Raw genomic sequence first — 18,547 nt, 5'->3', positions numbered from 1 at the left:
CACGGCACGGCCCGTCTCGTCACTGTCTTATTGCGCACCCGCACGCTGGGACGCGGCCGTCTTCCAGTACGGGTGGCCGGGCATCGGCGGAGTTTTCCCGCCGTAGAGCCAGCCCTGGAAGAACTCGCCGAGATCACGTCCGGAGAACGCGGAGGCGAGACGCACGAAATCCGCGGTCGTCGCCGTGGCGTCGTGGTAGCGGCTCGCCCAGGCCCGTTCCAGTTGTTCGAAGGCGGGGCGGCCGATCTCCTGCCGCAGGGCGTACAGGACGAGTGCGGCGCCGTCGTAGACGTTCGGCCGGAAGATGCTGATCTTCCGGCCGGGGTCCGGCGCCTTGGGCGCCGCCGGTGGGCCGCCGGCCGCCCGCCAGCGGTCGGAGGTTCGGTACGCCGCCTTCCAGCGCGCCTCCATGGGACGCTTCGCCTTCTCCTCCGCGTACAGGGCCTCGTACCAGGTGGCGTGCCCCTCACTGAGCCACAGGTCCGACCAGGTGCGCGGGCCGACGCTGTCGCCGAACCACTGGTGGGCCAGCTCGTGCACCATGATCGACTCGACGTACCACGCGGGGTGGGCGGGCTCGGTGAACAGGTCCGTCTCGAAGAGGGAGAGGGTCTGCGTCTCCAGCTCGAAACCGGTGATGGCGTCGGCCATGAGCAGGCCGTACGTCTCGAACGGGTACGGCCCGACCTTGTCCTCCATCCAGGTGATCTGGTCGGGGGTCTTCGTCAGCCATCGTTCTAGCGCGGCGCGGTCCTTGGTGGGCACGACGTCCCGGACCGGCAGCGCGTGCGGGCCGGTGCGGTGCAGCACGGTGGAGCGGCCGACGGAGACCTGGGCGAGTTCGGTGGCCATGGGGTGCTGGGTCCGGTAGGTCCAGGTCGTGGCCCGGGCGGCCCGCTCGACGCCGACAGGCAGGCCGTTGGCGACGGCGGTGTAGCCCGTGGGGGCAGTCACCCGGATGGTGAACATCGCCTTGTCGGAGGGGTGGTCGTTGCACGGGAACACCAGGTGGGCGGCGTCGGCCTGGTTGGCCAGGGCGAGCCCGTCCGCAGTGCGCACCCAGCCGCCCTCGCGGCCTTCCGTGGGCACCGGGTCGCTGGTGTGCCGGACGGTGATGCGCATCCGGCTGCCCCCGGGCAGCGGGCCGTCGGGGGTGACCACCAGGTCCTCGCCGACACTCGTGAAGGCGGCGGGCTCGCCGTCGACCTCCACCGCGTCGACCTTGCCGTGGGCGAAGTCGAGGTTCACGCGGTCCAGTGGGGTCGTCGTCCAGGCGTCGATCGTGGTGACCGCCCGGAGCGGCTCACTGTTGGTGCCGGGATAGGTGAAGGAGAGGTCGTACGACGTCACGTCGTACCCCGGGTTGCCGAGGTACGGGAAGAGGCGGTCGCCGACACCGAGCGGGGTGGCGGGGGCGCTCACGGCGAGGAGGCAGGTGGAGACGGCGGAGGCGAGACGGGCTGTCGCCTTGAGCCGTCGAGGCGTCCTGGGACGGGTCCGGGGAGCCGGGGCGCGGGGGGTGAGCAGCATGCACCATCGCTTACCAGCGCGTGCGTGCGCAGGGGCGACGGCGCGCACCCGGCCCACCCGAACGGGTGGCCGGGTGCCCGGCGGGTGACTCAGTCCCCGAGCGCCTGCGGCTGTGCCCGGCTCACGTCGTACACGCCGGGCACGTTGCGCATCGCCCGCATGAGCGCCGGCAGCTGGGCCGCGTCCGGGAGCTGGACGGTGTAGGTGTGCCGTACGCGCTGTCGGCTCGGGGGTTCGACGGTCGCCGAGACGATCTCCGCGCCCTCCAGGGCCATCGCTTCGGTGAGGTCGGCGAGCAGATGCGGGCGGCCGAACGATTCAGCGAACAGCGTGACCCGGCACTCGGTGGTGTCCCCCCAGCGCACACCGACCTCCGCGCGCCCCGTGCCCTTCATACGCTCCACCGCCGGGCACTCCACACGGTGGACGGTCACCGCGCCCCCGCGCACGGCGAAGCCGGTCACCTCGTCGAGCGGTACGGGCGTACAGCAGCCGGCGAGCCGTACGCTCGCCCCTGGCTGGTCGACGACGGCGTTCACGGCGGGGAGGTCGGCCGGGGACGCCTCGTCGACCGGCGCGGCGGCGGGACGGTCGGCGACGGCCCGGGGGGCGAGACTGTCGGCGCCGGGCCTGAAGGCTGTCTCGGGCGGCTGGGGGGACGGCGTCGGCTCCCCGTCCGGCGGTGCGGCCGGGGCCGGGTGCGTGCCGATCCACCGCTGGATGGCGATCCGGGCGGCGGGCGTGTGCGCGTGCTCCAGCCACTCCCTGGAGGGCTCGGACGCGGGGTCCTGGCCCATGAGGAGCTGGACGGTGTCGCCGTCCCTCAGGACCGTGCTCAGGGTCGCCAGGCGGCCGTTGACGCGGGCGCCGATGCACGCGTGCGCGTCCTCGCCGTACTGCGCGTAGGCGGCGTCCACGCAGGTCGCGCCCTCGGGCAGGCCCAGGGTGCCGCCGTCGGGGCGGTAGACGGTGATCTCGCGGTCCTGGGCGAGGTCCTCACGGAGGGTGGACCAGAAGGTGTCGGGGTCGGGGGCGGCCTCCTGCCAGTCGAGGAGGCGGGAGAGCCAGCCCGGCCGGGTCGGGTCGACGCGCTCGCCGTCCCCCGCGGCCGTCTGCTCCTCCGAAGGAGGAGCGTAGGGATTGCCGAGCGCGATGACGCCGGCCTCGGCGACCTTGTGCATCTGGTGGGTGCGGATGAGGACTTCGACGACCTGCCCGTCTTCGCGCGCCACGGCCGTGTGCAGCGACTGGTACAGGTTGAACTTGGGTACGGCGATGAAGTCCTTGAACTCGGAGACCACGGGCTTCATACAGGTGTGGAGTTCACCCAGGACGCCGTAGCAGTCGGCGTCCTCGTTCACCAGCACGAGCAGGCGGCCGAAGTCGGAGCCCCGCAGCCGGCCGCGTTTGCGGGCCACGCGGTGCAGGGAGACGAAGTGCCGGGGCCGGATGAGAACTTCGGTCTGGATGCCGGCGTCCCGCAGGACCGTGCGCATCTCGTCGGCCGCCTCGGCTAGCGGATCGTCCGTGCGGGAGGCGTTGTCGACGATCATCTGCCGGGTGTGCGCGTACTCCTCGGGGCGCAGGATCGCGAAGACCAGGTCCTCCAGTTCGGTCTTGAGCGCCTGCACACCGAGTCGTTCGGCGAGCGGGATGAGGACGTCACGGGTGACCTTGGCGATGCGGGCCTGCTTCTCGGGGCGCATCACACCGAGGGTGCGCATGTTGTGCAGGCGGTCGGCGAGTTTGATCGACATCACACGGACGTCGTTGCCGGTGGCGACGAGCATCTTGCGGAAGGTCTCGGGCTCGGCGGCGGCGCCGTAGTCCACCTTCTCCAGCTTCGTCACACCGTCGACGAGGAAGCGGACCTCCTCGCCGAACTGCTCACGGACCTGCTCCAGCGTCACGTCCGTGTCCTCGACGGTGTCGTGGAGAAGCGACGCCGTCAGGGTCGTCGTCTCGGCGCCGAGTTCGGCGAGGATCAGGGTCACCGCGAGCGGATGGGTGATGTACGGCTCACCGCTCTTGCGCATCTGGCCCCGGTGCGAGGACTCGGCCAGAACGTAGGCGTGGCGCAACGGTTCGAGGTCGGCGTCGGGGTAGTGGGCGCGGTGGGCCTCGGCCACATGGCCGATGGCGTCGGGCAACCGGTCACGGGCGGTGGGGCCGAGCAGCGCGGCCCGGCCGAGGCGGCGCAGGTCGATCCGCGCGCGGCTCTTCCTGCGGGGCACTGTCGGCAGGACAGGCCCCGATGTCGTCGGACCCGATGTGACCACCGGGCCCGGGGTCGCAGGATTCGCGGCATCCGCACTCATGGGCACCTCCGGCTGTGGACCGGCGGACGGGTGCCCCAGGGCTGACACGGCTCAGGGGATGTCATCGATCCCCCGTCCGGGCCGGTGCTTGATGCTACCGAGCCCATCACGGCCGACTGACCGCCTCTCGACGAGCGTGAAACTGATCACCCATTCGAGCGAGGGTTCATAGGTTTAAGATTGCGCATCCCGTGACGGCAACCGGTCAGCGAACCGTGTTTTCCAGCCACTCCGCGTCGATCTCCCCTTCAGCAACGATAACGGCCGGTCCGGTCATCTCGATCTCACCGTCGGGCCGCTCGGTGATCACCAGGGTGCCGCCGGGCAAGTCGACGGTGTACGTCGCCGGGGTACCGGTGACGGCCGGGTCGGCGCCGTCCCGGCGAGCGGCGGCCACGGCGACGGCGCACGCGCCCGTGCCGCACGAACGGGTCTCGCCGGCGCCGCGCTCGTGCACCCGCAGGGCGACGTGCCCGGGGCCGCGGTCGGTCACGAATTCGACGTTCACGCCGTCCGGATAGGCGGTGGCCGGGCTGAAGGGCGGCGGGGAGAACAGGTCACCCGCGTGTGCGAGGTCCTCGACGAAGGCGACGGCGTGCGGGTTGCCCATGTTCACGTTCCGCGCGGGCCAGCTGCGCTCGCCGACGCTCACCGTGACGCCCCCCTCGGGGAGCAGCGCCTTGCCCATGCCGACCGTGATGTCGCCCTCCTTGGCGATGTGCACGGTCTTCACGCCTCCGCGCGTGGCGACCACGAGGTCGCCCTCACCGGCGTACCCGGCGCGCTGGAGGTAGCGCGCGAACACGCGCACGCCGTTGCCGCACATCTCCGCGATCGAGCCGTCGCCGTTGCGGTAGTCCATGAACCACTCCGCCTCGGCCGCCAGATGCTTCGCCTCGGGGTGCGCGGCGGACCGCACAACGTGCAGCAGCCCGTCACCGCCGATGCCCGCGCGGCGGTCGCACAGGGCGGCGACGGCGGCCGGGGGCAGATCGATGGCGTTCTCGGGGTCCGGGACGATCACGAAGTCGTTCTCCGTGCCGTGCCCCTTGAGGAAAGCGATCCGCGTGCTCATTCCTCGATCGTACGGGGTGGGTACGACACTTCCGCGCGCGTGGAGGTCAGCACGACGGCCGACACACGTGTGGAGGTCAGCGCAGTCGGGCCACGCGCCAGACGGCGAGAACGACCACCGCGGCGACCAGCACGACGTAGGCGATCACCACGCGCCAGTCCGGCCGTCGCCCGGAGCCGCGCTGCGGCAGCCCGGGCCACGTGTAACCGACGCGGCGGGCGGCCATCATGCCCCAGCCGGCCGCGCAGGAGCAGATCAGCAGGCCCAGCATGGCGATCACGGCCCCGCTGTCGCCGAAGTCGAAGGCGAGCGGGAAGGCGAACATCAGGGAGCCGACGGCAGCGAGACTCACAATGGGCGCGAGCTGCCAGATGCGCAGCCGACGTTGTGGACGGAGCTCGACTTCGACCTCCGGACCGCCCGGGAACATCTCCTCCGGCTCGGGGCCGTCGGCGGTCACCCCGTCCGGTGTCTCGTCGGGTCCGTCGGAGCTCAGACGGTCGTCGCCCTGCTCCGGTTCGCCGACCGCCCTGCTGTGTTCGGTGCCTTGTGCGGTGTCGCGAGGGCCGGCCTCCATCGCCACGCGCCCTCCCAACTTGGACTCCACTTGGTCGATCGAAGCTCGATGATGGCACGGCGCCGGAGGCCGCGATGACGGCCGGAGCGTCCCGATGCCATGACGTGATCAGGCTGTAACCGGTCGTTCGACCAATGTCAGTGCGAGCTGCGGAAGTTCCGTGAGATCCGCCGCAGCCCCACTCAACCAGTGCACCCGCGGGTCGCGCCTGAACCATGAATCCTGACGGCGCGCGAAGCGCTTGGTGGCACGAACCGTCTCGGCCCGCGCCTCCTCCATGCTGCACTCCCCGGCGAGCGCCGCCAGCACCTGCTGGTAGCCGAGCGCGCGCGAGGCCGTACGCCCCTCGCGCAACCCCTGCGCCTCCAGCGCGCCCACTTCCTCCACCAACCCGGCCTTCCACATCCGGTCGACCCGGCGGGCGATGCGCTCGTCGAGTTCGGGGCGGGTCACGTCGACGCCGATCTGAAGGGTGTCGTAGACGGAGTCGTGGCCGGGGAGGTTCGCGGTGAAGGGCCGGCCCGTGATCTCGATCACTTCGAGGGCCCGGACGATACGACGGCCGTTGCTGGGCAGGATCGCGAGGGCGGCCTCCGGGTCGGCGGCGGCCAGACGGGCGTGCAGCGCGCCGGAACCACGCAGGGTGAGCTCGTCCTCCAGCCGGGCCCTGATCTCGGGATCGGTGCCCGGGAACTCCAGGTTGTCGACGGCCCCGCGGACGTACAGTCCGGACCCGCCCACGAGGATCGGCCAGCGGCCCTCGGTGAGCAGCGCGTCGATGCGTTCGCGCGCGAGCCTCTGATACTCGGCGACGGATGCGGCGACCGTCACGTCCCAGATGTCCAGGAGATGGTGCGGGACGCCGACGCGCTCCTCGGGCGTCAGCTTGGCGGTGCCGATGTCCATCCCTCGGTAGAGCTGCATGGAGTCGGCATTGACGACCTCACCGCCGAGTCGCCGGGCCAGGAAGACGCCCAGATCGGACTTTCCGGCCGCGGTGGGTCCGACGACGGCGATGACGCGGGGGGCGGGGGGTGCGCTGCTCACCGCCCCAGTCTCGCAAACCTCGGCCTGTGCCCTCGAACGAGTTACGTGACGGTCCGGGTGCGAGGTCGTTCCCAGTTGCGAGGCTCTCCGCCACCCGTTCACAGAGGCGGCGAACCGGACGACGCAAACGGACGCACCGGACGACGCGGGATTTCGCCCGCACGAGTAACATATGGAGTGGATATGGGCGTTTTCGCACGACTTCTCCGGAGGAAGAAGACCACGGAGGAGGCGGTACCCGCCGAGGCGCAGGCCGAGACGGCGACGGCCGAGCCCGCAGCTCAGGAGGCGGCAGAAGCAAAGGGATCGACGGAGACCGAGGCAGAGTCGGACGCCAAGGCCGAGGGCGGGTTGGCGGTGACGGCGGTTGCGACAGCGGCAGCGGCGGTCGCAGCCGAGGGCACCGGCAGTGACGGCGCCGGCGACGGCGTCGAGATCCCCAAGCAGCAGTCCGCCGAGGAGGTTGCCGACAGCGAGGCCGGGGAAGGCGCCCGCACGTAACCGCCACGGAAGGTGGACCATGGGTCTCCTGGACAACATGAAGGCCAAGCTCAGCCCGGCCAAGGACAAGGTTTCCGGCCTCGCGCAGCAGCACGGGGAAAAGATCGAGCGCGGCCTCGACAAGGCCGCGAAAGTGGTTGACGAGAAGACCAAGGGCAAGTACAGCAAAAAGATCCACACCGGCACGGGCAAGGCCAAGGACGCCATGGACCGCCTTGCACAGAAGGAGGACACGGGTCCGGCCGACACGGGGCCCGGTACCGGTCTGAGCGGCGACAGCGGCACACCGCCGGCATCGCCTCCGCCTACCTCGCCCCCGTCGGCATCACCTCCACCGTCCTCGCCTCCGCCTGCGTCACCGCCGCCGGCATCCTGAAGGCACGGCGCATGGACGGACGGCCGCGGAGCAGCACGCTCCCGGCCGTCCGCCGTGTCCGGGGCCCTGACCCCAGCCCCTGCCTCTCCCTACGGCGTCACGACCAGCTCGCCACCACGTACCCCACCCCGTACGGCGCGTCCTCGTACAGCAGCGTCCCGCCGAGGCTCGCGTCTTCGGCCGCACCGGCCAGGACCTGCCAGGGGGCCCGACCGGAGGCCTTCAGTTCGTACGCCAGGTCGGCGTCCAGTGCCCGCAGCGCCGCCAGGTCCGCCGCTCCCAGCGCACGCGCGGCCTCCTCGTCGAAGGGTGCCGCCCGCTCGTCGAGGTAACCGGGGGCCTTGAGCGTGCGGCAGGCGCTGGCGTCGCCCATCACCAACAGCGCCACTCGCTCGGCCCCGGCGGCAATGTCCCTTCCGACCTGGATACACCGCTCGGGCGCCAGCGGTTCCCCCACGCCGAGTCCCTCGATCGGGGCATCCGACCATCCGACCCGGTCCAGCAGCCACGCTGCCACCGCGAGCGAGGGCGGAAGCGGGCGGCCGGGCTCCCCGCCTTCCTCCGTGCCCTCGGCGGCCCTGACCCCGTCGGCCCTGACCCCGTCGCCGTCCCTGCCCCTGCCCTTCGGGTTGTCCGCGCCCAGGCATACGTCCAGATCTACGCCGAAGCCGCGGAACGAACCCCGCGTCCCCTGCGGGTGCGGTCCCCGTCCGCTCTCGTCGGCGGGCCCGACAACCACCAGCCGGTCGGGCCGGGCCGCGGCAAGGACACCGAGCGCGTCCGTGCACGCGGCACGCACGGCCTCCAGCTCGCAGGCAGCGCCGGCGGCGACATCGGGCACGAGAAGAGGCGGGCAGGGGCAGACTCCGGCGGCGACAAGCATGATCGGCAGCGTAACCCCGTACGACGGCCGGGTGTCACCCGCCCGTCACGGCGCTCCCGTGGGCCACGCGCCGCCCGACCTCCGCGGCCGACCGGTATGCCCGCCGATCGCCATCACCGCCGCCATCACCGTCTCCGGCTCCGTCTCACCGCTGCGGCTACCGCCGTCGTCGTAGCGTTACCGGTGGCCATAGCAATACCGACAGACGCAGCGGTGCCGGCAGCCGTGGCCGTCCGTCGGCACAACCGTCGTCAGTCGCAGCCGCAGCCGCTCCCTGTCGCGACCGGCAGCGGAGCCGGTGCACCGATCTTCGGCAGGCCGAGCATCACGCCCGCGGGCTTGGCGGCCTTCTCGGCGTTCCGCTTCTCCCAGGCGTCACCCGCGCGCGTGGGGCGCACGGCGAGGACGGCGCCCTCGGCGAGGAGGTGGTGCGGGGCGGCGTACGTGATCTCGACTGTGACCACGTCGCCGGGGCGCACCTCCTGCTCGGGCTTGGTGAAGTGCACCAGGCGGTTGTCGGCGGCGCGGCCGGAGAGGCGGTGGGTGGCACCGTCCTTGCGGCCCTCGCCCTCGGCGACCATAAGGTCGAGCGTGCGGCCGACCTGCTTCTTGTTCTCCTCCCAGGAGATCTCCTCCTGGAGGGCGACGAGACGCTCGTAGCGTGACTGGACGACCTGCTTGGGGATCTGGTCCTCCATGGTCGCGGCCGGGGTGCCGGGCCGCTTGGAGTACTGGAACGTAAACGCTTGCGCGAACCGGGCCTCGCGGACGACGTGCAGGGTCTGCTCGAAGTCCTCCTCGGTCTCGCCGGGGAAGCCCACGATGATGTCGGTGGTGATCGCCGCGTGCGGGATGGCCGCGCGGACCTTCTCGATGATCCCGAGATAACGGTCCTGCCGGTACGAGCGGCGCATCGCCTTGAGGACCGTGTCCGAACCGGACTGCAGGGGCATGTGCAACTGGGGCATCACGTTCGGCGTCTCGGCCATGGCCGCGATGACGTCGTCGGTGAAATCGCGCGGGTGCGGGGAAGTGAAGCGGACACGTTCCAGGCCCTCGATGGTGCCGCAGGCCCGCAGCAGCTTACTGAAGGCCTCGCGGTCGCCGATGTCGGAGCCGTACGCGTTGACGTTCTGGCCGAGCAGGGTGATCTCGGAGACGCCCTCGGCGACCAGGGCATCGATCTCGGCCAGGATGTCGCCGGTGCGGCGGTCCTTCTCCTTGCCGCGCAGGGCCGGGACGATGCAGAAGGTGCAGGTGTTGTTGCAGCCGACGGAGATCGACACCCAGGCCGCGTACGCGCTCTCGCGCCGGGTCGGCAGCGTGGAGGGGAACGCCTCCAGGGACTCGGCGATCTCGACCTGGGCCTCCTCCTGGACGCGGGCGCGCTCCAGCAGGACCGGCAGTTTGCCGATGTTGTGCGTGCCGAAGACAACGTCCACCCAGGGCGCCTTCTTCACGATGGTGTCGCGGTCCTTCTGGGCGAGACAGCCACCGACCGCGATCTGCATGCCGGGCCGTGAGGCCTTCCTCGGCGCGAGACGGCCGAGATTGCCGTACAACCGGTTGTCGGCGTTCTCACGGACCGCGCAGGTGTTGAACACGACGACGTCGGCGTCGCCGTCCGAGCCCTCGGGTGCGCGCACATACCCGGCTTCTTCGAGCAGTCCGGACAATCGCTCGGAATCATGGACGTTCATCTGGCACCCGTAGGTGCGGATTTCGTAACTCTTGGATGAGGAAACGTCCACTGCCGGGTTCCGGTGGCTGCTGCTGGTCATGGCTCAAGGGTAGGTGCTCCCCAGAGCCCCGTGCTCAGCGCTTCCTCCTCCGGCGCCCCATGGCCCCCCGCGGCCCAGGGTTCTCCCCCGGGCGGGCGACACCCAGGGCCCCGGCAAGGGACACCCGGGACTCCCGGCATCGGACACGCGGGGCAGAACCTCCTGGTCCGGCGGACAGCGGTCGAAGAGACGTGGGACATTGCTGAGTACCGTTGCCCTCGGGAGTCGGGCGGACCAAGGGGAACTGATGGACGGGGAGTTGGAGAGCTTGGCCTGCGCGACGGAGAAGCCGACAGTGACAGCCGCCTCCGGCCCCTTGTGCGGCGTCGGCTGAACGATCTGGACCGAGTCGCGGGCGCGGCCGTTCAGGCCATGGGCGCGCGGCTCAACCACGTCGTGCGGAGCCGCTTCGGCCCCGGCACCACACGCTTCCTCGGTGACGTGCTCGTCTACCAGCGCCACCAGACCCGCAGGGTGATGCCCCGGGATCAGGCCTCGGCCGGGCGCGCGGACCGGGACCTCATCAGCGGCTGGATGCGCGTGCCGAAGTTCTCGATCCCTTCGAGGAAGTCGTCGAAGACCAGCATGATCCCCTTGGTTCCGGGGACTTCGGCGATCTCGTCGAGCATCCCCGCGACGGTCTCGTACGAGCCGACGAGCGTGCCCATGTTGAAGTTCACGGCGCCCTCGGGCAGCGAGATGGTCCGGGCGGTGGAGGAGTCGTCGGCCGTGGTGTCCGTGGCGGACTCGCCCGCCATGTACGCGAGCGCCGCGCGGTCGGCGTTGTCGTGGTAGTCCTGCCACTTCGCGCGGGCGGCCTCGTCGGTCTCATCGGCGATGATCATGAAGAGGGAGAGCGCGCCCACGTCGCGGCCCGTCTCCTGGACCGCGTCCACCAGCGCGGCCGTGGTGTCCGCGAAGGCGAGCGGGGTGTTGACACCGCTGCCCAGGATGAAGTTGTAGTCGGCGTGCTCGGCGGCGAACCGCATCCCGGTACTGCTCTGACCTGCGGCGACGATATCGATGTGCCCGTTCACCGGGCGCGGGGACAGCACGCAGTCGTCCATCTCGTAGAACTCGCCCTTGAAGTTGCTGATGCCTTCGCTCCACAGCTCCTTCATCACGTTGACGTACTCGACGGCCCGGGCGTAGCGGTTGCCGAAGTGCTCGTCGCCGGGCCACAGGCCCATCTGCGCGTACTCTCCGGGCGCCCAGCCGGTGACGATGTTGACGCCGAACCGCCCCGGGGCGATGGAGTCGACGGTGACCGCCATGCGCGCGACGATCGCCGGAGGCAGGGCGAGGATCGGGGTGGAGGCGTACAGCTTGATCCGCTCGGTCACCGCGGCCAGGCCTGCCATCAGCGTGAACGACTCGAGACAGTGGTCCCAGAACTGGGTGTCGCCGCCGAAGCCCTTGAGTTTGATCATCGAGAGGGCGAAGTCGAGTCCGTGCTCCTCGGCCTTCTGCACCACGGCCTTGTTCAGCTCGAAGGTCGGCATGTACTGCGGAGAGCTCTTCGAGATGAGCCAGCCGTTGTTGCCGATGGGGATGAAGACCCCGATGTCCATGCCGCTCCTCATGATCGGAAGCCAGTCCGTGGAACGGCACGCTACAGGGAACAGATTTCAACAACTCGCTTGAGTTTCCCGACGGTTGAGGGATGGAGGGGGCAGGAAGCCGCCGGTGAGAATATGTGAAAGAGGTTTCGGGTGAAGAGGGGAACGATACGTTTCCTGCATGAACGCACGGCTCGCTCTGCTCGGCACGGTGCCCCCTGGAGTCACGGAGAGCGAGGTTTTCCGACTGGCGCTCCAGCACGCGGTGGGTGAGCTGGCCGCGCTGGGTGCGGCCATGCACCTGCGCGGCCCGATGTCCGCGTTGCGGCTGGTGTCGACTGCGGGCCTGCCGCCCGCCCTCACCCGGTCCTGGGAGATCGTCGACCAGGAGGGACCGCTGGCCCCGGCCCGCGCCCTCCAGCAGGGCCAGGGCGTATGGGTCCCGCTGGACTCCGCCGGCCCCGGACCGGAGGTCGCCTGGCCCGGTACGGGCCTGGTCTCCCTGCCGGTGTTCAGCGGGAAGCGCGGTATCGGCGCGCTGACCGTCCTGGTGGGCGAACGTGGTGAGCCGACCCCGGAGCAGTGGGACTTCCTCCGGGCCGTCGTTGCCTGGGCCGAGGACCGCATGGCCAAGGCGCCGCCGCCCTCGGGGCCCGCGCAGCCGGAGCACAGCGGCGAGCGTCTGCGGCAGGCGCTGAAGGAGGTCCAGGTCGGATCGTGGGACTGGAACATCCGCACCGGCGACCTGATCTGGGACGAGGCGGCGCTGGAGCTGTACGGCACCCGGCCCGCCGACTTCACCGGCAAGATCGAGAACTGGATGAGGATCGTCCACCCGGACGACCTGGCGCCGACGCTGGCGGCGGCCCAGCAGGCGATCCTGGACCACACCGTGTACGAGGCCGAGTACCGGGTTCGGCGCCTGGACGGCACGTGGGGCTGGACGCAGGCCCGCGGCCGGGCCACGTACGACGAGCAGGGCGAGCCCCACCGGATGATCGGCGTCGGCTGGGAGAGCAACGAGGCGCGGACTGCCCGTGATGCGCTCAGCCGGGCCCTGCGCCACATGAGCGACGGCTTCCTGGCGGTGGACGAGGAGTGGCGGATCACCTTCGCCAACCTGGAGGCGGAACGTTTCCTGGGCTTCTCCGAGGAGGAGTTGTTCGGGCGCCTCCTGTGGGATCTGCCGTCCGCCCGGCAGGCGCCCGGCATGGAGAGCCGTTGCCGGGAGGCGGCGGCCGAGGAGAAGCCCGCCGGTTTCGACGTACACATGCCGGATTCCGGTCGGCGATACCACCTGCGGCTTGTGCCGGGTCCCGACGGGCACACCCTCTACTTCACCGACGTGACCGAGAAGCGGCGCCTGGCCGAGGAGCACAAGGCGGCCGAGCGAGCCGCGACCGAACGGGCGACCCGGATCGCGGAACTGACCGCGGAACTCGCCAAGGCGACGACCTCACGGGACGTCGTGGACGCGGTCGCCCGACGGGTACTGCCCCCGTTCGCCGCCGCCGGAGTCCTGGTCCAGGTCATCGAGGGCGACCAGCTCCACTCCGTCGGCGCCGTCGGCTATCCGGACGACTCCCTGAAGGTCCTCGACAACATCCCCCGCGCGGTCGGCGATCCGTCCTGGGACGCGATCAGCTCCGGCGCACCGCTCTTCCTGTCCTCGGCGCAGGAGCTGGCCGCGCACTCACCTCCGATGACCGGCCTGCCGGAAGCCGGAGAGCGCGCCGGCAAGCAGGCGTGGGCGTTTCTGCCGCTCACGGCGTCCGGGCACACGTTCGGGGTGTGTGTCGTGGCCTTCGACCGTCCGCGGCGGCTCACCGAGGAGGAGCGCGCGCTCCTGACCACGATCAGCGCCCTCGTCGCGCAGTCCCTGGAGCGGGCCCGGCTCTACGACGCCGAGCACACCCGGTCCCGGGAACTCCAGCGCAGTCTGCTCCCCCAGGGGCTGCCCGACCTGCTCGCGTGCACGGCCGCCGCCCGCTATCTTCCGGCCGGGCAGGGCGCGGACGTGGGCGGCGACTGGTACGACATCATCCCGCTCTCCGGCGGGCAGGTGGCGCTGGTGGTCGGCGACGTCATGGGGCACGGTCTGCCGGAGGCGGCCACCATGGGCCGGCTGCGCACCGCCGTCCACACCCTGGCCGACCTCGAGCTGCCCCCCGACGAGATCATGGGGCACCTCAACGACATCGTCCGCGGCATGGGCGAGGCGTCGTACGTCACCTGCCTGTACGCGGTCTACGACTCCACCACCCGGATCTGCTCCCTCGTCCGTGCCGGGCACCCGCCGCCCGCCCTGGTCCGTCCCGACGGCACCGTGCACTTCCCGGAGCCGGAGGCCGACCCGCCGCTGGGCGCGGCGGAGCCGCCGTTCGAGACGGTCGAGCTGGAGGTGCCCGAGGGCAGCCTGCTCGTGCTCTACACCGACGGCCTGGTCGAGTCGGCGAAGCGGGACATCGACGACGGCATGGCGGAGCTGGCCCGGATGCTCAGCACGGCGCACGCAGGTGGTGCCGTCGACACCGTCGCGGATCTCGAACATCTGTGCGACACACTGACGGCCGGCCTTCTGCCCGCCGACCAGCAGGCGGCCGACGACGCCGCGTTCCTCGTCGCCCGGCTGCACTCCCTGCCCTCCGACCGGATGGCCTCCTGGCCGCTGCCCGAGGATCCGAGAGCGGCCGGCCAGGCCCGCCGTCATGTCCGCGAGCAACTCGCGGCCTGGAACCTGGACGACCTCGCCGCCACCACGGAACTCCTGGCCAGCGAGCTCGTGGGCAACGTCGTCCGCCACGCCCGGGGTCCGGTCCGCATGCGTCTGCTGTACGGCGCCGAGCTGATCTGCGAGGTCTTCGACGGCAGCCAGACGATGCCCCGCATCCGCCGCGCGACGGAGACCGACGAGGGAGGCCGGGGGCTGCAGCTGATCACAGCGCTCTCGGGACGGTGGGGCGCCCGCTACACGCCGACGGGGAAGTGCATCTGGACCGAGCAGCCGCTGCCCGGCCCGGACGGCGGCGAGGAGCCGCCCGTCGACATGGCGGGGTTGTTCCTGAACCCGGCCGACTTCGACGGGGACTGGGAAACGCTCCTCTGAAGACGGTTCACGGGTCTGGAAGACGGTTCACGGGTCTATGAGACCGGCCCGGATCGCGTAGCGGGTCAGTTCCAGGCGGTCGCGCATGCCCAGCTTCTGGAGGAGGTTCGCGCGATGGCGTTCGACCGTCTTCGCGCTGATGAAGAGCAGTTCGCCGATCTCCTTGGAGGTGTGCCCCTCGGCGACCAGCTTGAGGATCTCCTCCTCGCGTTCGGTGATGGCCCGCTCGGGCAGCCCGTCGCCGCGGTGGAGCCGCTCCAGATAGGAGCGGACGAGGGCCCGTTCCGCCCCCGGGTAGATGAACGGTTCGTCCCGTACGGCCGCCCGGCACGCCTCGACGAGGTCACGGTCGGCGACGGACTTGAGGACGTAGCCGCTGGCACCGGCCTTGAGGGCCTCGAAGAAGTACTCCTCGTTGTCGTACATCGTCAGGATGAGGATGTGCAGGCCGGGCAGTCGGCGGGACAGTTCGCGGGCCGCCTGCAGACCGGTCATACGGGGCATGGCGATGTCCAGCACGGCCAGATCGACGGCACACGCGCGTGCCAGTTCGACCGCCTCCGCCCCGTCGCCCGCCTCGGCCACCACGGTGAGGTCCGGCTCCCCCTCCAGGATGAGGCGCACGCCACGGCGTACGAGGGTGTGGTCGTCGGCGAGCAGGACCCTGATCGGGGTCGCCATCAGCGGCTTTCCCCGGCCACCGCGCCGGCCGCAGCGGGGACGCGCAGCCATAGGTCGGTGCCTCGGCCGGGAGCGGATTCGAGGGAGAGCGCGGCCCCTATGAGGAGCGCGCGTTCGCGCATACCGCTGATGCCGGAGCCCTCGGGCGCCCCGCCGAGGCCCTTGCCGTTGTCACGTACGAGGAGTTCGACGCCGTCCGTGACCGGCCGCAGCCGGACGTCCGCGCGGACTGCGGCGGAATGCCGGGCGGTGTTGGTCAGGCCCTCCTGGGCCACCCGGTAGAGCACGAGTTCGGACTCCTCGGTGAGGTGGGGCAGATCGGCGGATATGTGGTGGCCGACCGTCAGGCCGTGCGTGGTGAACTCGGCCGCGAGCGAGCGCAGGGCGCTGGCCAGGCCGAGTTCGTCCAGGACGCCGGGGCGCAGTCGGCGGGCGATGCGACGGATCTCGTCGAGGCCCGCGCGGGTGGCCTCCTGGGCCTGGCCGACCTCCTCGCGCAGTTCGTCGGGCGCCCGGTCGGCGACGCGCTTGAGCTGGAGGAGGACGGCGGTCAAGGTCTGGCCGACCTCGTCGTGGAGTTCGCGGGCGACGCGCTGCCGTTCGCGCTCCTGGGCGGAGAGCGCGCGGGCCACACCGGCGGCCCGCTCGGCCTCCAGCCGGCCGAGCATGGTGTTGTACGTCATGATCAACGCGGCGGTCTCGGCGGGCCCGGAGACCGGTGCCCGGGCTCCGGGACGGCGCAGGTCGGCGGCGGCCATGGCGCGGCCCAGCCGCTGGAGGGGGGCGAGACCGACACGCAGGACGAGCCCGTTCGCGACCAGCAGAGCCGCGAGGCCGCCTACGACTGCCAGCGCCTCACTCGGCAGGACGGGCGTCGACACGGTGACCGGACCCAACAGCAGCGCGGCGGCGGCGATCAGGCCGACGGCGTTGAGCGAGAAGATCCGCCAGAACAGCGACACGGACGTGGTCCCGCCCTTTCCGTCCCTTTCGGCATCCCCCGCCTCCGCAACGCGCCGAGCGGCTGCGATCAGCCTCCCAGCCTCGCGTCGGCCGCGTATATCCGTGACAACACCCATATCGCCACCGTACGGGTGGGTGACAGCATGCAGACCGGGCAGGCGTGATCATCGAGCCGAGCCGCCTCGCACACCCACACTTCACGTGCACCGACGAGCAAGGGGAAGAAACGTGTCTGCTCCACGCCTGAGGGCGACGCCGCTGCCGGGGATCGGGGTCCAGTACGACCTCGTCACCCGGGAACAACGCCATCTGTCCGTGGTGGCGCACCGCGACGGAGCCCGCACGGTGAGCGTGTACCGGGCCGACGACCCCGACTCCTGTGCGCAGTCCCTGCGGCTGACCGGTGCCGAGGCAGGGGCGCTGATCGACACGCTGAAGCCGTCCCACCACAGCGCGAGCCTGCTCTACACGACCGATCTGGGGCTGGTCGCCGAGCGGATCGAGGTCGCCGCGGCCTCGCGGTGGAACGGACGGGTCCTGGGCGACACGCGGATGCGGACCGAGACGGGCGCGTCCGTGGTGGCGGTGCTGCGGCGGGCCGAGGCGATCCCGTCACCGGCGCCGGACTTCCGGCTCGTCGGCGGTGACACGCTGATCGTGATCGGCACCCGTGAGGGCGTCGACGCGGCCGCGTCGATACTCGGTCGGGAGTGAACCGGTGCACTCCGCGGTCCTGCTGATCGAGTTCGGTTCCATCATCCTCGGCCTCGGCCTGCTCGGCCGGTTCGCCGGCCGCTTCCGTCTCTCCCCCATCCCGCTGTACCTGCTGGCCGGGCTGGCCTTCGGCAAGGGCGGTCTGCTGCCGCTCGGGGCGAGCGAGGAGTTCGTCGCGACGGGCGCCGAGATCGGCGTGATCCTGCTGCTGTTGATGCTCGGCCTGGAGTACTCGGCCGGTGACCTGGTCACCAACCTCAAGGCCCACTATCCGGCCGGCCTCGTCGACGGCGCGCTGAACGCGGTGCCGGGGGCGCTGGCGGCGCTGCTGCTCGGCTGGGGACCGGTGGCCGCGGTCGTGCTGGCCGGTGTCACCTGGATCTCGTCGTCCGGGGTGATCGCGAAGGTGCTCGGCGACCTGGGCCGAGTGGGCAACCGGGAGACGCCGGTGATCCTCAGCGTGCTCGTCCTGGAGGACCTGGCGATGGCGGTCTATCTGCCGATCGTCACCGCGCTGGTGGCCGGGGCCGGGCTGCTGGCCGGCAGCCTCACGCTCGCGATCGCGCTCGGCGCGGCGGGCCTCGTCCTGTTCGTGGCCGTCCGCTACGGCCGCCTCATCTCCCGTTTCGTCTCCAGCGACGACCCGGAGAAGCTGCTCCTGGTGGTGCTGGGGCTGACCATCCTGGTCGCGGGGATCGCGCAGCAGCTCCAGGTGTCGGCCGCGGTGGGCGCGTTCCTGGTCGGCATCGCACTGTCCGGCGAGGTCGCGGAGGGCGCGCACACCTTGCTGAGCCCCCTGCGGGACCTCTTCGCCGCGGTCTTCTTCGTCTTCTTCGGACTGCACACCGACCCGGCCAGCATCCCGCCCGTCCTGCTGCCCGCGCTCGCTCTGGCGGTCGTCACCGCCGCGACGAAGATCGCCACCGGGTACTGGGCGGCCCGGCGGGCCGGGATCTCCGTCAAGGGGCGCTGGCGGGCGGGCGGCGCGCTGGTGGCCCGCGGCGAGTTCTCGATCGTCATCGCAGGCCTCGCGGTCAGCGCCGGCATCGAACCGTCCCTGGGCCCTCTGGCCACGGCGTACGTCCTCATCCTGGTCGTCATCGGCCCTCTCACCGCCCGCTTCACGGAACCCCTGGCGTCCTGGTGGACCCACCGCTTCGGCCACCGTCCGCAGGCACCTGAAGGCTCTTCGCGTACAGCGGAGACGGGGGTGTCGGTCGGCGGCGACTGAGCCATCGGAATGTGTCCGCCGCAGGTGCCGGAAGGCGGCCTGCCCGCCTCCCGGCACCCTCCCCACCGCCGCAGGAAGCCCTCCTGCGCCGTCCTCCCGGTCACCCGCCCGCATTCCCCGTCCTGATCAGGTCACCCGCCCGCATTCCCCGTCCCGGTCGACCGCATTCCCCGCCCTGGTCACCCGCCCGCATTCCCCGTCCCGG

The 18,547-nt window shown here is 71.2% G+C and carries 16 protein-coding genes; 6 read left to right on the top strand and 10 right to left on the bottom strand.

Annotation, left to right across the window (positions count from 1 at the left end; translation table 11 throughout):
- Positions 1 to 27 precede the first annotated feature (27 nt).
- The 5 genes from M2271_RS37045 to miaA form a co-directional block, all read right to left on the bottom strand.
- Positions 28 to 1,530 carry a M1 family metallopeptidase gene (locus M2271_RS37045; RefSeq protein ID WP_280891860.1) on the bottom strand — a complete coding sequence of 501 codons (1,503 nt, stop codon included), beginning with the start codon at positions 1,528 to 1,530 and terminating at the stop codon, positions 28 to 30.
- Positions 1,531 to 1,619: 89 nt separating this feature from the next.
- On the bottom strand, positions 1,620 to 3,848 hold the full coding sequence (locus M2271_RS37040) for an HD domain-containing protein (RefSeq protein ID WP_280891859.1): 2,229 nt from the start codon (positions 3,846 to 3,848) through the stop codon (positions 1,620 to 1,622).
- Positions 3,849 to 4,053: 205 nt separating this feature from the next.
- A complete protein-coding gene (gene dapF, locus M2271_RS37035) occupies positions 4,054 to 4,923 on the bottom strand; it encodes a diaminopimelate epimerase (RefSeq protein ID WP_280891858.1) in 870 nt (289 codons plus the stop codon).
- A 76-nt stretch (positions 4,924 to 4,999) separates the two neighbouring features.
- On the bottom strand, positions 5,000 to 5,500 hold the full coding sequence (locus M2271_RS37030) for a hypothetical protein (RefSeq protein WP_280891870.1): 501 nt from the start codon (positions 5,498 to 5,500) through the stop codon (positions 5,000 to 5,002).
- A 108-nt stretch (positions 5,501 to 5,608) separates the two neighbouring features.
- On the bottom strand, positions 5,609 to 6,547 hold the full coding sequence (gene miaA, locus M2271_RS37025; RefSeq protein ID WP_280891857.1) for a tRNA (adenosine(37)-N6)-dimethylallyltransferase MiaA: 939 nt from the start codon (positions 6,545 to 6,547) through the stop codon (positions 5,609 to 5,611).
- Between the two features lie 183 nt (positions 6,548 to 6,730).
- Between miaA and M2271_RS37020 the strand changes: the two genes are divergently transcribed.
- Positions 6,731 to 7,048 (top strand): hypothetical protein, encoded by a 318-nt coding sequence (locus tag M2271_RS37020; protein WP_280891856.1) that lies wholly within the window; start codon positions 6,731 to 6,733, stop codon positions 7,046 to 7,048.
- Between the two features lie 19 nt (positions 7,049 to 7,067).
- Positions 7,068 to 7,424 carry an antitoxin gene (locus tag M2271_RS37015; protein WP_280891855.1) on the top strand — a complete coding sequence of 119 codons (357 nt, stop codon included), beginning with the start codon at positions 7,068 to 7,070 and terminating at the stop codon, positions 7,422 to 7,424.
- 97 nt (positions 7,425 to 7,521) lie between these two features.
- Here the strand turns inward: M2271_RS37015 and M2271_RS37010 are convergent, their stop codons facing one another.
- Positions 7,522 to 8,307, bottom strand: a complete 786-nt coding sequence (locus tag M2271_RS37010; RefSeq protein WP_280891854.1) for a class III extradiol dioxygenase subunit B-like domain-containing protein — start codon at positions 8,305 to 8,307, stop codon at positions 7,522 to 7,524.
- Here M2271_RS37010 and M2271_RS37005 point away from each other — a divergent pair.
- The gene (locus M2271_RS37005; protein WP_280891853.1) at positions 8,306 to 8,482 is read left to right on the top strand and encodes a hypothetical protein; all 177 of its coding nucleotides are present in this window, start codon (positions 8,306 to 8,308) and stop codon (positions 8,480 to 8,482) included. The two genes, M2271_RS37010 and M2271_RS37005, sit on opposite strands and share 2 nt — an antisense overlap.
- A 76-nt stretch (positions 8,483 to 8,558) precedes the next feature.
- Here the strand turns inward: M2271_RS37005 and miaB are convergent, their stop codons facing one another.
- Positions 8,559 to 10,088: a tRNA (N6-isopentenyl adenosine(37)-C2)-methylthiotransferase MiaB gene (gene miaB / locus M2271_RS37000; RefSeq protein ID WP_280891852.1), complete on the bottom strand. Its 1,530-nt coding sequence runs from the start codon at positions 10,086 to 10,088 to the stop codon at positions 8,559 to 8,561.
- Positions 10,089 to 10,576: 488 nt separating this feature from the next.
- Positions 10,577 to 11,659, bottom strand: a complete 1,083-nt coding sequence (gene rutA / locus M2271_RS36995) for a pyrimidine utilization protein A (protein ID WP_280891851.1) — start codon at positions 11,657 to 11,659, stop codon at positions 10,577 to 10,579.
- Between the two features lie 169 nt (positions 11,660 to 11,828).
- Here rutA and M2271_RS36990 point away from each other — a divergent pair, with 169 nt between their 5' ends.
- Positions 11,829 to 14,753 carry a SpoIIE family protein phosphatase gene (locus M2271_RS36990; RefSeq protein WP_280891850.1) on the top strand — a complete coding sequence of 975 codons (2,925 nt, stop codon included), beginning with the start codon at positions 11,829 to 11,831 and terminating at the stop codon, positions 14,751 to 14,753.
- 27 nt (positions 14,754 to 14,780) lie between these two features.
- On the opposite strand, the gene M2271_RS36985 is transcribed toward M2271_RS36990, so the two are convergent.
- Positions 14,781 to 15,434 (bottom strand): response regulator transcription factor, encoded by a 654-nt coding sequence (locus tag M2271_RS36985; RefSeq protein ID WP_280891849.1) that lies wholly within the window; start codon positions 15,432 to 15,434, stop codon positions 14,781 to 14,783.
- On the bottom strand, positions 15,434 to 16,396 hold the full coding sequence (locus M2271_RS36980; protein ID WP_280891848.1) for a histidine kinase: 963 nt from the start codon (positions 16,394 to 16,396) through the stop codon (positions 15,434 to 15,436). The genes M2271_RS36985 and M2271_RS36980 overlap by 1 nt, the downstream gene beginning before the upstream one ends.
- A 229-nt stretch (positions 16,397 to 16,625) precedes the next feature.
- On the opposite strand from M2271_RS36980, the gene M2271_RS36975 reads away from it, so the two are divergent.
- The gene (locus M2271_RS36975; protein ID WP_280891847.1) at positions 16,626 to 17,111 is read left to right on the top strand and encodes a TrkA C-terminal domain-containing protein; all 486 of its coding nucleotides are present in this window, start codon (positions 16,626 to 16,628) and stop codon (positions 17,109 to 17,111) included.
- Positions 17,112 to 17,115: 4 nt separating this feature from the next.
- Positions 17,116 to 18,342, top strand: coding sequence for a cation:proton antiporter (locus M2271_RS36970; RefSeq protein ID WP_280891846.1), 1,227 nt, complete (start codon positions 17,116 to 17,118; stop codon positions 18,340 to 18,342).
- Positions 18,343 to 18,547: the final 205 nt, after the last annotated feature.

The organism is Streptomyces sp. LBL (assembly GCF_029893585.1).
Lineage (GTDB): Bacteria > Actinomycetota > Actinomycetes > Streptomycetales > Streptomycetaceae > Streptomyces.
The sequence above is the reverse complement of the archived record's forward strand: the minus strand, read 5'-3'. Positions and strand labels throughout refer to the sequence as shown.

Bases quoted from the DNA above. Each gene is read 5' to 3' on its own strand.
- M2271_RS37045 (WP_280891860.1), bottom strand. From the start codon at position 1,530: ATGCTGCTCACCCCCCGCGCCCCGGCTCCCCGGACCCGTCCCAGGACG.
- M2271_RS37040 (WP_280891859.1), bottom strand. From the start codon at position 3,848: ATGAGTGCGGATGCCGCGAATCCTGCGACCCCGGGCCCGGTGGTCACA.
- dapF (WP_280891858.1), bottom strand. From the start codon at position 4,923: ATGAGCACGCGGATCGCTTTCCTCAAGGGGCACGGCACGGAGAACGAC.
- M2271_RS37030 (WP_280891870.1), bottom strand. From the start codon at position 5,500: ATGGAGGCCGGCCCTCGCGACACCGCACAAGGCACCGAACACAGCAGG.
- M2271_RS37020 (WP_280891856.1), top strand. From the start codon at position 6,731: ATGGGCGTTTTCGCACGACTTCTCCGGAGGAAGAAGACCACGGAGGAG.
- M2271_RS37015 (WP_280891855.1), top strand. From the start codon at position 7,068: ATGGGTCTCCTGGACAACATGAAGGCCAAGCTCAGCCCGGCCAAGGAC.
- M2271_RS37005 (WP_280891853.1), top strand. From the start codon at position 8,306: ATGATCGGCAGCGTAACCCCGTACGACGGCCGGGTGTCACCCGCCCGT.
- M2271_RS37010 (WP_280891854.1), bottom strand. From the start codon at position 8,307: ATGCTTGTCGCCGCCGGAGTCTGCCCCTGCCCGCCTCTTCTCGTGCCC.
- miaB (WP_280891852.1), bottom strand. From the start codon at position 10,088: ATGACCAGCAGCAGCCACCGGAACCCGGCAGTGGACGTTTCCTCATCC.
- rutA (WP_280891851.1), bottom strand. From the start codon at position 11,659: ATGGACATCGGGGTCTTCATCCCCATCGGCAACAACGGCTGGCTCATC.
- M2271_RS36990 (WP_280891850.1), top strand. From the start codon at position 11,829: ATGAACGCACGGCTCGCTCTGCTCGGCACGGTGCCCCCTGGAGTCACG.
- M2271_RS36985 (WP_280891849.1), bottom strand. From the start codon at position 15,434: ATGGCGACCCCGATCAGGGTCCTGCTCGCCGACGACCACACCCTCGTA.